The sequence below is a fragment of the Kocuria subflava genome (genome assembly GCF_012163155.1).
GTDB lineage: Bacteria > Actinomycetota > Actinomycetes > Actinomycetales > Micrococcaceae > Kocuria > Kocuria subflava.
The window spans coordinates 1-12462 of the sequence record NZ_JAAVUN010000018.1 but is presented as its reverse complement, the minus strand read 5'-3'; the positions used below and the strand labels follow the sequence as shown (position 1 = coordinate 12462).

Genomic DNA, 12462 nt, shown 5'->3' with positions numbered 1-12462 from the left:
TGCGTCACGTCCGGGGTCTGTCTGGTCTTCGTCAGTTACGTGACGTATCACGTATAAGTATGGGCACTATTGGGTGACATGTCAACTAGTTGCGTCCGTGATGGATCTGGGCTTGGTTAGCCCTTGCCCGACAGGGTGCAGCTCTGGTTGTCCAGGTGAGCTGCAATCAGTGCCGTGATGCGCCCCAACTCCGCTGCATCCCGGTCACTGAGGGCATCGAAGAGCACCGAGCGGACGGCGTTGACGTGCCCCGGTGCGGCCTTCTCCAGGGCGACGTGGCCGTTGTCCGTAAGTTCAACCAGTTGAGCGCGGCCGTCATCCGGGCAGGCGTAACGGCGGATCAGCCCGCGCTTGTCCATCCGGTTCAAGTGGTGTGACATGCGCGAACGCTCCCACTCCAGCATGGTGGCCAGCTCGGTGATTCGGCAGGAGCCACCCGGGGCCTCGTTGAGGGTGACCAGGACCTCGTAGTCCTGCAGGGACAGCCCAGAGTCCTGTTGCAGCTGATGCCCCAGCCGCGCCGGAACCCGCGAGCTGGCGGAGAGCCAGCTGCGCCAGATGCGCTGCTGGTCATCGGTCAACCATGGGGTCTGGGGGGCTGCTGCGGGAGATTCTGCTGCGGACATGCCCTCAATCCTAGTAAACAGGTGACATGTCACTCAAGTCTGGACGAACTGTTGAGCGCTCGGTGGATTCATGGTCTGAACTGCCAGAGTTGCAGGGCTTGGTGGCCGCGCTCGCCGCAGGGTGTGCCAGGATGCTGGGCGTGAGTTCCTCCCAATCCAAGTCAGCAACTGCACACACCCACGACGCCGCCCCCCGCCGTCGTGGTTCCGCTGAAAAGAGGCTGTTGCCCATTGCTGTGGGGCTGTGGGTGCTCTCCCTGCTCAGTCTGGTGCTGGCATTCGTGCTGGGGAACACCGGGACGGCGGCCATGATGTCCATCAGCTTCATCGGCGGGTTGTTGCTGGCCACTTTGGCCGACGTGGGTGCGTTCCTGACTGCGCTGGCCAGCGCCGTGACGTACCGGCGACACCGCCCGTGGAACGTGGTGGTGCTGATCGGCACCGTGATGGTCTCCCCGGCCACCCTGTTGATTCTGCTGCAGACCGTCCTGACCATCTGATTGTGTGGATCTTTTCCCCAGATCTAGAACACCCTGTGGGTGGCATGTGGACAACTGCTGTGGAAAACAGTGTGGGCAGCGTGTTTGCGCTCTATGAGCCAATCTGACTAGGCGTGATAGATCTCTCAACCCTGGGTTGAGCAATTCAGTTGTCCACAGGCATCCACAAGTTGTGCACGCTCAACGCACAATTCCCCCTGCGATCCCCACACGCATTCCACAAGTTATCCACAAGCTGTGGGGGGTGGGTCCACGTTGTGGGGTGGCACGGTCTCCAGCGCACTCTGCCGGAGCTTGTGACGTCCGAAGCATGGGACACAATGGAGAGACTTTCAGCGGCGTTCGTCGTCGTTGATCCACCAACCCCCTGAAAGGCCGAGCGTGTCCGAAGATCTGGTGCGCACACCCCCGCACGACAACGTTGCCGAGCAGTCCGTGCTGGGCGGCATGATGCTGTCCAAGGACGCCATTGCGGACGTGGTGGAAGTGGTTGTGGGGGCCGACTTCTACAAGCCGGCGCACGAGTCGATCTATGAGGCGATCGTCAGCCTGTACGGCAAGGGTGAGCCCGCGGACGCCATCACGGTGGCTGATGAGCTCACCAAGCGCGGGGACCTGGACCACGTGGGAGGTGCCGCCTACTTGCACTCGCTGATTTCCTCCGTTCCCACGGCAGCCAACGCCGGGTTCTACGCGGAAATTGTTCAGGAGCGCGCGGTGCTGCGGCGCCTGGTGGGCGCCGGCACCAAGATTGTGCAACTGGGCTATGCCCAGGACGGTGAAGTGGAAACCCTGGTCAACGAGGCCCAGGCCGAAATCATGAGCGTGGCCGAGCGCCGCAACTCCGAGGACTACGTGGCCTTGAAAGAGGTTGTGGAAGCCACCGTTGACGAAATCGAACAGGCCGCCGGGAAATCCGGCATGCAGGGTGTGCCCAGTGGATTCGTGGAATTCGACGAACTGACCCACGGTCTGCAAGGCGGCCAAATGATTGTGGTGGCAGCCAGGCCGGCGATGGGGAAATCCACATTCGCCATCGACATTGCCAGATCGGCTGCCATCAAGCACAACATGACCACCGCCATCTTCTCCCTGGAAATGGCGCGCAATGAGATTGCTCTGAAGATTCTTTCGGCTGAAGCGACCATCAACCTGCAGGACCTCCGCAAGGGTGGACTGCGGGACGAGCAGTGGCAGAAGATCGCCTCCACCATGGGAAAATTGGACTCTGCGCCGCTGTTCATTGACGACTCTCCGAATATGTCCCTCATGGAGATTCGTGCCAAGTGCAGGCGGCTCAAGCAGAAGCACGACCTCAAACTGGTGGTCCTGGACTACCTGCAGCTGATGAGCTCCGGTAAACGGGTTGAGTCCCGTCAGCAGGAAGTCTCTGAATTCTCTCGTGCTTTGAAGTTGATGGCCAAGGAATTGGAAGTTCCGGTTATCGCGCTGTCCCAGTTGAACCGTGGTTCTGAGCAACGAACGGACAAGCGGCCGATGGTTTCTGACTTGAGAGAATCGGGGTGCCTGACCGCAGATACCCGCATCCTGCGTGCGGACACGGGTGCCGAAACCACCATGGGTGAGCTCTACGCCTCTGGTGCGCGCGATGTCCCGGTGTGGACCTTGGACGGCAACATGCGTTATGTGGAGCGTCCGCTGACTCACGTGTTCTCGACCGGGGTGAAGCCCGTGTACAAACTCACAATGACCTCCGGTCGGGAGATTCGAGCGACGGCCAATCACAAGTTCTTCACGTACGAGGGATGGATGCCCTTGTCCGAGATGACTGAGGGCTCCCGGCTTGCGGTTCCTCGGCATGTGGATGGGCCGTCGGGACGTGTTCACTGGGATGACCAGGAAGTCATCATGCTGGCACACATGATCGGAGACGGTTCGTGCATCAAGCGTCAGCCCATTCGTTACGCCACACGCGATGAACTCAACATTGCGGCCGTGACCACCGCTGCACGGCACTTTGGGGTGACTGCAGTGCGGGATGACTATGCGGTGGCCAGGTGCACCACCGTACGTTTCCCTGCACCCTTCCGGTTGACTCATGGCAAGAGGAACCCCATTGCGCGTTGGATGGATGAGCTTGGCCTCTTCGACAAGCGCAGCTGGGAGAAGTTTGTCCCGGAAGAAGTCTTTGCGCTGCCCAAGCGTCAAATTGCGTTGTTCCTCAGTCACTTGTGGGCCACGGATGGTTCTGTCACAGTCCACAAGAGCCAACAAGGCGGCCGTATTTACTACGGATCAACCTCCTTGCCCCTGTTGAACGGAGTGTCACAGCTCCTGCTTCGGTTTGGAATCATGAGCCGCATCAAGTACGCAACACTGAAAGCCAGCTATCGCCGGGGTTACACCTTGGACATCAACGGAGTCGATGATCAGAAACGCTTTCTCCAGGGCATCGGAGTGCATGGCGAGCGTGCAACAAACGCACAGCGATTGCTGCAGATTTTGGAAGCCAAACGCGCGAACACCAACGTGGACACTGTTCCCGTTCAGGTCTGGGACAAGGTCCGAGGGATCCTGGCTGAATCAGGGATGACTGTCAGGCAGTTTCAGGCGGCCTTGGGAACTCAGTACTGCGGATCGGCACTGTACAAGTCGGCTCCGTCCCGGCAGCGGCTGGCTCGCATTGCGGAAGTGCTTGACTCGGAAGAGCTCGAGGTCGAGGCGACCAATGACGTCTTCTGGGACCAGATCAAGAGCATCCAGTACGACGGTGAAGAGGAAGTCTTTGACGCCACGGTGGTTGGGACCCACAACTTTGTGGCCAACGGTATTAGTGTTCACAACTCGATTGAACAGGATGCGGATATGGTGATCCTTTTGCACCGTGATGATGTTTATGACAAGGAATCACCACGAGCCGGTGAAGCTGATGTGATTGTTGCCAAGCACCGTAATGGTCCCACCAAAACCATCGTGGTGGCCTTTCAGGGTCACTACTCGAGGTTCGCAAACATGGCGCACGAAGGATTCTGAGGCGGGCCGCGCGCGTCGCGGCCGAGCCAATTGCGTCTGCGACATGGTTTACAACAACTATGCGCCAGAACGGCACCGAACCATAAGGTTTCGCAAGTGCTGGTGGGCTTAGTGGTGGGCGGTCAGGGGTCGTTGGTTCCGGCGGACAGCGACTGCGCGCTGGGCTTTTTGCGCAGTGCTCAGGGACTGGCGCGCCGCGTGCCCCGAGGGCTCGGCAGAGCCGTCAGCGCGCGCCACGACGGTGTCGAGTAGGTCCTCCATGAGCGCATCGTGCAACGGCAAGACGACCGTGCGAACGGCCAGGGTGTCCCGGACGATGAGAGTGTGCCTCCACATCACCGAAGTCGCAACAGTTCGCTCATGCGCGTCGCGAAATCCCTCAGGACACCTGGTTGCCCATCGGCTCACCCTCATGGCTCGCTCGTGGCACACCTCCCCGAACGCGACCTAGAAATCGACTCCCACCTCCGTGGGTCTGGAGCTCATTGCCGTCTACCAGAAACCCTCGTTTGAGCGCCGGCTGGCTGGGGGATTTTCCGTGACCAACAACAACTCCATCAACTGGAACGTACCGGTCGACTTCGGGGTGAACGTGGCGATGGGCGGGCACCCGAGCACAGTGACGATGAGTGACAACGAAGAAAACCGCGGGGAATTGACTGAGCAGAGACATATACCAAATCCGGCAAGGCAGGCTTTGGGGGTTCGTCACCCCGTAGTCCTCAGGTGGTTCAGCGTTCGATCGCCAGACGTCCCAGACCGATTGCCAAGGCCGCGGCGGTGGGGGCCATGTAACGGCGTTCGAACCTGGTGCCCAGTGCTTGGACCGGAACACTGGCCAGTGCTGCCACGGCCAGGACTCCGAGGAGGGCCCGTTCAGCCTGGGACACTTCCTCGGCGGCTCCGAGGCCACGCGCCGCGAGAACTGCCACCGGCACAAGACTGCAGATGCTTGTAACGGCAACCCGACGCCCGCGGGCTGGATCCGTCACTCGGCCCCCACTGACATCGGTGCATGGGATCCGGCCCGCGAGAATCGCAGCGTGGGTCGTCATTGTCACGGTCAAACCGCCGACTGCGAGTAGGAGGGCCGCCCTGAGCGGGACCATGTCACGAAAGAACTGAACGGCAAGCACGAGCCGATGCTATCGGATCGAGCTGACGGGTAAGGATGCCCCGGGTTGTGCGGAGGCGTTGCGGACAGTACACCGTGATTACTCGCGATGGCGGATCCAGCGACCGGAGGGTGCTGGTTTCCGTCCTATGAGGGGTGGTGGTCAGGCGCGGATGGACACTCATGACGTGCACGCGCTTGCGATTGCGGTGCCGAGCGTGGACATCAACTTTCGCATGGAGTTGAACGCAACTTTTCTCTCAGATCCAGCGGTTATCTCGCCTTGTCAAGACCACAACAGATGCCAGGCGTCTAAAGTTTTGTGGCACCTTGACGTAAACTTTGTGAGGTGCAAGCCATCGGTTTCCCTCAAGTTGACTTCTCCAGCCAGCTGGTCTCTGACCTGATCGAACTAGAGCGGGTTCGCCTGGACTTCAGGACGGGGGCCTGGACGACCCGTTCATCCTGGAGCTCCGCAGGTTGTTTCAGGTCCTCACCAGCATGATGTCTGCCCGCATTGAAGGGAATCGCACCACGGTCTCCAACGTCGTCGCTGAGGCTCGGCGAGCCAAAATCACCGGCGACCAAGCCGCGGACGCTGTGCGCGAGATTCTTCAATTGGAGGAGGCGACCGAGTACATCGAACGCCTTGCGGCTCAAGGCATGCTTGAGCTGTCGCACGTGTTGGTCAGAGACCTTCACAGAATGTCGGTGAACGGTCTGGAGCGCGAAGGCGACCCTCACCCCGGGAGCTACCGAGAGGCGGGTGTGGCGATTGCGGGGGCCCGCCACTTGCCGCCGGGCCCCAACAGTGTCCAGCCGGATATGAATCAACTTTTGGAGTTCGCCAACCGGGAGGTCCGGCCCCAATACCAGCTACTTCAAGTTGCACTGGTCCACCATCGATTCGTGTGGATCCACTCGTTCGCCAACGGGAACGGTCGGGTTTCCCGACTGCTGACGTACGCCATGCTCATCAAACGTGGCTACACATCACTCAGTACTGCCCGTCCGTTGAACCCGACAGCGGTGTTCGGGGCGGACCGACAGGCGTACTACGACCACTTGGCTCAAGCAGATTCGTTGTCGGATGACAGTGCACTCGCCTGGTGTAGTTACGTGATTCGCGGGTTGCGGGATGACTTGGCCAGTATGACCCAACTGGCTGATCGCTCCTACGTGGTCGACCAAGTCTTTGCGGAGGCTCTCAACAAGGCCATTGCGCAAGGGAGGCTTGCGCAGAGCGATGGAGACGTTCTGCAGGAGGTTGCTCGGCGCGGTACCAGCAAGGCGGGGGAGCTCAGCGAGGTGACCCCCGGGACGCTGTCCTCAAGGAGCCAAAAACTGGGCCGATTGGTAAAGTCCGGTTACCTTCAGAAGGTGGGAAAGCCACAGAAGTATGCGATCAGTCTGTGGCAGAACGACCTGACCATTCACGTGGTGCAGCGCTTGGACGAGTTGGGTATGTTGCCATCAATCTTGCGGGATTGACCAAGGTAAGTGCCGGCAGCTTCAGTCTGTCAGCGTCGGCTCGGACTCACCCCATCACACATCCCCAGCAGCACCCCGTCCCGCTACGCGACCAGAGAAGAGGCACCCTCCCAGGAAGGTGCCTTCCAGTGCGTTGTAGCCCATCATCCCTCCACCGCCGAACCCGCTGACCTCACCGGCGGCGTAGAGCCCCGGCAGGACCTGGCCGGATTCGGTCAGGCATCGCGCGGACAGGTCCGTTTCCAGCCCGCCCAGAGTCTTGCGTGTCAGGATGTTCAGCCGCACCGCTATCAACGGACCGTTGCGCGGGTCCAGGAATTTGTGTGGCTTGGCGGTTCGGATCAACCGGTCACCCAGATACTGCCGAGCCCCGCGCACCGCTGTGACCTGGGCGTCCTTGCTGAACTTCTTGCCGATCTCCAGGTCGTGAGTCTCCAGCAACTCGCGCAGGTGGTCTTCCGAGATCATCCCCGGCTCACCCACACGGTTCATCCCTGCCACCAGCTCCTCCACGGAGTTGGCCACCACAAAGTCCTGCCCATGTTCCTTGAAGGCCTCCACCGGCCCGGGGGCTCCGGACTTCAACCGCGCCAGCAGCAATCGATGGTCCTTGCCGGTCAGATCGGGATTCTGCTCGGATCCGGAGAGCGCGAATTCCTTCTCGATCACCTTTTGCGTCAGCACGAACCGTGAGTAGTCATGCCCCGTCTCGCGCAGGTGTTTCAGCGTGCCCAGGGTGTCGAACCCAGGGTAGAACGGCGCTGGCAGGCGCTGTCCGGAGGCATCCAGCCACAGGGAGGACGGCCCGGGAAGAATCCTGATCCCGTGATTGGCCCAAATGGGATCCCAGTTGCGCACACCCTCCACGTACGCCCACAGCCGGTCCGGATTGATCACCCGCGCGCCACGGGCCTGACTGATGGCCAGCATGCGCCCATCCACATGGGCAGGCACCCCGGACACCATGGTCTCCGGCGGCGTGCCCAGCCGCTTCGGCCAGACCTTCCGCACCAGATCGTGATCCCCGCCGATACCCCCGGAGGTCACGACGACGGCCTGCCCCATGATCTGGAAAGCCCCGTCTGGGTGCGGCTGGACGCGGTGCCGCGGGGCGCCGTCGTCGGTGTTCAAGGACCGCTCCCTGAACACCGACGACGCGACCGGCCACCACCAGCAACCCATCCACCCGGTGGCGGAAGGCAAAGCGGAGGCGGCCGGATTCTTCATGCTCCCGCACCCGCCGGATGAACGGTGCCAGTAGTCCTCGGGCCGGTCGAACCGGGCACTGCCCATCCAGTCCCGTGTGACCAGTTCTAGTGAGTCGCGAACGCCTAGTCGCCGCTGTTTGAATGCCTCAGCCCCGGTGGCCTGGGCCGAATCTGCGGGTCCCGGCCATCTCAGCAAACACGCGTGCGGCGTTGATGGAATCCACATCACCCGTGACCGGGTTCGGTTTGTGGCTGGCGCGGCGTGCGGCGTAGAGGGAGAACAGGTTGACGGCCACGGCCCGCCGGTTGCGCTTGCCGATCAGCTTGGCCACGTGGACGGTCATCCACGCCAACCACCCAGCCGTACCTGTGATGTTGGTGCCGTTGGGGAGGGACACGACGGCGTCGCGCCGCCCGATGGTGGCAGCCTCACCCAGGTTCCGGTAGCTGAAGGCGGTGTGTGGCTTGCCCTGCAGGTCCGCCAGAATCATGCGGGCTGCGTGGACACCTGTCTGGATGGCAGGTTGGGCCTGTTGAGGGACTTGCTGGACCTGACCAGCTATGTCACCTGCGGCATATACACCAGTCAAACCCTTGACTTGTAGCGATTCATCCACCTCCACCAAACCGTGTTCGGTCAACGGCAGATTCCAGCCCTTGATCTGGTCATCTGCGCCCACGCCGGCAGCCCAGATGGTGATGTCTGATTCCAGCTGGGTTCCATCGGCCAGGGTCACCCAGTCGTAACCGACCTCGTGCACGCCCTGCCCCATGGTCAGCTCCACCTGGCGCTCGCGCAGTTCGGAGGCTGCGTAGTCACGGATCTCCTGATCCAAGTGCTTGAGCAGATCAGTCCCGCGCTGGACCACCCGGATGTGGAGCACTTCCTCGGACATCTCCGGGTACATGACCGTGAGGTCATCACGGCGGAAGTCCGCCAGGGCACCTGCGATTTCCACGCCGGTGGCTCCGCCGCCCACCACGGAGATCACCAGGTGGTCATCGTGATCCGAACGGTTGGTCCGCTCCAACTCCGCAAAGATCCGGTCCCTTATGGCCGTGGCGTGCTGCCGCGTGTACATGGGCATGGTGTGCTTCTGCGCGCCGGTGGTGCCAAAAAAGTTGGTGGTGAGCCCATTGGCAATGATCAGGTAGTCGTAATCCAGCGTGGCCGGCCGGTCCTCACCTTGTTCAACGGTGATGGTCTTGGTGCGGGGGTCCACGCCCAGGACCTCACCCTGGCGCACCCGCAGATTCGGGATCTCCCGCACCAGGCTGCGCAGGAACAAGGTGACGTCCCCCGGGTTCAAGCCGCCCGTGGCCACTTGGTACAGCAGGGGCTGGAAGGTCTTGAACACGTTGCGATCCACCAGCGTGATGCGCACATCCGCGTTCTTCAGCGCCCTTGCCGCGTTGGTCCCTGCAAAACCGCCGCCAACAATCACCACATGGGGCAACGTGGCGTAGTCCTGCGGTGTGGTGGTTGATGTGCGGCGTGTTCCGAACACGGTGCTGCCTCCTGACTGGACCCCCGCGTGATCCGGGGTCGATCACAGCCAGAATAGGACTTCCGTGGACGCGGCACTGCACGGTCAGTGATTCAATGTTCCGCATGAGCACCACCGTGGACGCCCTGGGCTTTGCCGTGGTCAAGGGGCTGTCCTGGTCCTCGGCTCCTGACGTTCACCTGACCCGCGACGGCGTGGTGGGGGACCGCCACTGGTCTCCCGTCACCCCTGACCTGACGTGCATCAAGGCCACAGATCATCCCGCCATGGTGGGGCTCTCTGCAGGTTCAGCTGATCTCCCGGGTGCCGAGCACGTCCTCTTTGACGGCCGACCGCAGACCGTTCGCTACTACTCGCGGCCCGTGACTGCGCGGGTATTCGATGGGCCTTTGGCCCACCGTGTGTCAGTAGCCGCGGGGCAGCGCCTGTACTTGGCGTGCGCGGAAGGCCCCGGTCACTTCCTGTGGTCCTCACCCGTCAGCGTGTTGCTGCGCTCGGAATTGGAGGATCTTCCCCACGACGTCGCCCGCTACCGAGCCAATGTTGTCCTGGATGATCGGGGGCAACCCCTGTCCATGGGCGTAGGAACCCGGCTGGTCATGGGTGAGGCGGTGCTGGAAGTGGAGCGTGAGCTGGAGCGATGCGTGATCATCAACCACCACGCCAGGACCGGGAATCGGGATGCATCCCTGTTGGGCCGGCTCCGCCCGGGCTTGTTGCTGGGATATGGATGCGCGGTTGTTGGCCCGGGCGGGGTGAACGTGGGGGATTCGGTTCGAGTCTTGCCGGGGAGTCTCGGGCTGGGGTCAGACCGTTAGACCGTTGAGTGGCCGATCTACTGGCCCATCAGCGCTGATGAACCAGTAGAGCGACCACTCAAACGTCATGGACCGGAATCAGTCACAGTCAGGGCAGGGCAACAGTGGTGGGGCCGCCTTGGGCGTCGTCGTCGTTCTTGTTGCGGATGGCGCCAATGGTCTTGACCGCGGTGCCGATCAGGGACTCGCCGCCCCAGTAGGTCGCCGTGTCCCCGTTGACCTTGAGGACCACGTTGTCCTGGTTCTCCGGGCCGCCCTCCATGAACGCGTCCGCGCCCTTGGACCAGAGTTCCTTGACCAGTTCGCGGTCGTTGACCACAGTGGCCGTGCCGGAAACCGAAACCCAGGCCTTGTTGGAGGCGTAAGCCACGTTGACCTCGCCGTTCGCGCGGACGTCCGCGGCCACGGAGCTGGAGGAGCGGACCAGGAACAGGATGTCCCCGTCCTCAGCCACCTGGGTGGACAGGGGGCGGCTGACAAGGCGGGAGCTGCCGGGTTCGGAGTCGGTGGTGGTCAGCATGGCGATGTCCACGCTCTCCATGAGGTCGTGAACCTTCTTGACCTCAGCGGGATCGGTGGTGACGGACGGGGTGCTCTCAGAAGTAGTCATGGTGCTTACTGTAGGTGTGTTCGGGAGTCCGGGGCGAGGCTTCTGGGCGGGTTCACAGGTATGTGGCCTCATCAGAACGACGACGAAGGAGGAGTCATGAGCGGAGCAGTTCAACCCCAGTTGCGGGCGATTGTGTTGGACACCGAGGACGCCAAAGGGCTGGCCGAGTTCTACCACCAGCTTTTCGGGTGGGAGTATCTGACCGACCTGACCAGTGATGATGCAACAGATTGGTGCACACTGCAGGGGGCTGCGGGTGTTCGGTTGTCATTCGAGCGCGTGGATCACCTGGAGCGCGCCCAGTGGCCTGATCCCAAGCGACCACAGCAGGCGCACCTGGATTTTGTGGTGTCATCCGGTGAGGAATTGGAAGCCTTTCACCGGAAGGCCGTTGGTTTGGGCGCTGAGGTCTTGGCCACCGAGACCGATGACCCTGATGAGCAGATCTACATCTACGCGGACCCGTCAGGCCACCCGTTCTGCGTGTTCGTGCCGATGGAGGAGAACCCGGACCTGTCGGAGAGCGGGCGGGCTTAGGGGGTGCGTACTGACATGAGACCAATCGTTCAGCCTGTCCGGAGTCGTCCGGTGTGGGATGGACTTCTCTCCGGCAGCGGTGGATTCATTTGGGAGCCGTTGCTCTGAGGCTCAGTGACAAGCTCTGAGTGCGAAAGGTCCAGAATTCTTGGGTAACGATGCCAATGTGACGGGTGTGGACGCAATCAGATCTCAGCGGTTGAATAGGCTGGCCATTCAGCATATACGTAGTCCTTATCCCCGGTTATAATGTCTAACGACGTGATCGTTTGATTTAGCCAATACAGCCCTTCGTGGTCGCTACCTCCAACTAGAATCCTGTTAGGCGTCTGACCTTTCCGAGGTAGGGGCGGGTTCACTCTACGGGGAGTTTTGAAACGAGTTTCTGTTCGCCTGTAGGAGGTGCCAGTTAGATACATCCCCGCTGCGTTAAGGATGGGTCCGAATCTTGCTGGGGGTGCAGTTCTTGAAGCATCTGGCCAAAATGCTCCCATGTGGGGCATGTATGGACGGTGGTACGACGCGATCAAATCGACATCCCACACCTCGTTTACCTCCAGGGGCTTGTCCATTTTGTAGGCTTGATCAGCATCCAGTGTTTGCGTCAACGGATAATCAGGAGAATAGTGTCGGACGTATCGTGGGCGACCTAAATGCCAGGTCCACCGCAGCCTCAGTATGTGATAAGCATCGTCGGCTATTTTCTTGCCCGTAAATTCAGCGCCCCCTTTGGGGATGCTGTGATTGTAGATCAGTCCCCTCTGGTGAAAATTGGCTTCGTCGACCCTTATGTGGAATCGATGGTTAATGTGCCTCCCCTGAGGTCCGTGTGCAGAAATATGAAATGGGGATGAAGTTGAATCACCTAATGGTTCAACATAGAAGTCCCTTTTCTTGGCTACAATTCTCCACCCATTTCCTAAAGGCTGACCTGTTCCGCCGGTAAAAACTAGGTGCATGACTTGCGCGGCAGGTCCTGGTAGGACCCGAGTCGTGCCAATTTAGTGTGTTGGCCATTCGGTGCCGGTGGCGGTGAGGATCTCGCTGGCGGTGCCG

Annotated in this window: 10 protein-coding genes and 1 pseudogene; 5 read left to right on the top strand and 6 right to left on the bottom strand. The window is 61.0% G+C overall.

Annotation, left to right across the window (positions count from 1 at the left end; translation table 11 throughout):
* Window positions 1-116 precede the first annotated feature (116 nt).
* Entirely contained in the window at window positions 117-626 is a 510-nt protein-coding gene (locus tag GTW58_RS09570) for a MarR family winged helix-turn-helix transcriptional regulator (RefSeq protein WP_119933237.1), read from the bottom strand.
* 140 nt (window positions 627-766) lie between these two features.
* Here GTW58_RS09570 and GTW58_RS09565 point away from each other — a divergent pair, with 140 nt between their 5' ends.
* Together GTW58_RS09565 and GTW58_RS09560 are read left to right on the top strand one after the other, a co-directional pair.
* On the top strand, window positions 767-1126 hold the full coding sequence (locus tag GTW58_RS09565; RefSeq protein WP_157980515.1) for a hypothetical protein: 360 nt from the start codon (window positions 767-769) through the stop codon (window positions 1124-1126).
* Window positions 1127-1507: 381 nt separating this feature from the next.
* Window positions 1508-4120: a replicative DNA helicase gene (locus tag GTW58_RS09560; RefSeq protein WP_119933235.1), complete on the top strand. Its 2613-nt coding sequence runs from the start codon at window positions 1508-1510 to the stop codon at window positions 4118-4120.
* A 108-nt stretch (window positions 4121-4228) separates the two neighbouring features.
* Here GTW58_RS09560 and GTW58_RS14335 read toward each other — a convergent pair whose 3' ends face one another.
* The gene (locus GTW58_RS14335; RefSeq protein WP_119933234.1) at window positions 4229-4456 is read right to left on the bottom strand and encodes a hypothetical protein; all 228 of its coding nucleotides are present in this window, start codon (window positions 4454-4456) and stop codon (window positions 4229-4231) included.
* Window positions 4457-4851: 395 nt separating this feature from the next.
* A complete protein-coding gene (locus GTW58_RS09555; protein ID WP_157980514.1) occupies window positions 4852-5052 on the bottom strand; it encodes a hypothetical protein in 201 nt (66 codons plus the stop codon).
* Window positions 5053-5834: 782 nt separating this feature from the next.
* Between GTW58_RS09555 and GTW58_RS09550 the strand changes: the two genes are divergently transcribed.
* Complete coding sequence (locus GTW58_RS09550) at window positions 5835-6725, top strand: Fic family protein (RefSeq protein WP_168023503.1); 891 nt, start codon at window positions 5835-5837, stop codon at window positions 6723-6725.
* Between the two features lie 54 nt (window positions 6726-6779).
* Here GTW58_RS09550 and GTW58_RS09545 read toward each other — a convergent pair.
* Both GTW58_RS09545 and GTW58_RS09540 read right to left on the bottom strand, forming a co-directional pair.
* Window positions 6780-8072, bottom strand: a pseudogene (locus tag GTW58_RS09545) (FAD-binding dehydrogenase); the annotation flags it as partial.
* A 7-nt stretch (window positions 8073-8079) separates the two neighbouring features.
* Complete coding sequence (locus tag GTW58_RS09540) at window positions 8080-9441, bottom strand: NAD(P)/FAD-dependent oxidoreductase (protein ID WP_119933231.1); 1362 nt, start codon at window positions 9439-9441, stop codon at window positions 8080-8082.
* A 104-nt stretch (window positions 9442-9545) separates the two neighbouring features.
* On the opposite strand from GTW58_RS09540, the gene GTW58_RS09535 reads away from it, so the two are divergent.
* Complete coding sequence (locus tag GTW58_RS09535; RefSeq protein ID WP_157980512.1) at window positions 9546-10259, top strand: MOSC domain-containing protein; 714 nt, start codon at window positions 9546-9548, stop codon at window positions 10257-10259.
* 88 nt (window positions 10260-10347) lie between these two features.
* Here GTW58_RS09535 and GTW58_RS09530 read toward each other — a convergent pair whose 3' ends face one another.
* Window positions 10348-10869: a pyridoxamine 5'-phosphate oxidase family protein gene (locus GTW58_RS09530; protein WP_157980511.1), complete on the bottom strand. Its 522-nt coding sequence runs from the start codon at window positions 10867-10869 to the stop codon at window positions 10348-10350.
* Window positions 10870-10965: 96 nt separating this feature from the next.
* On the opposite strand from GTW58_RS09530, the gene GTW58_RS09525 reads away from it, so the two are divergent.
* Window positions 10966-11406, top strand: a complete 441-nt coding sequence (locus GTW58_RS09525; RefSeq protein WP_119933228.1) for a VOC family protein — start codon at window positions 10966-10968, stop codon at window positions 11404-11406.
* Window positions 11407-12462 lie beyond the last annotated feature (1056 nt).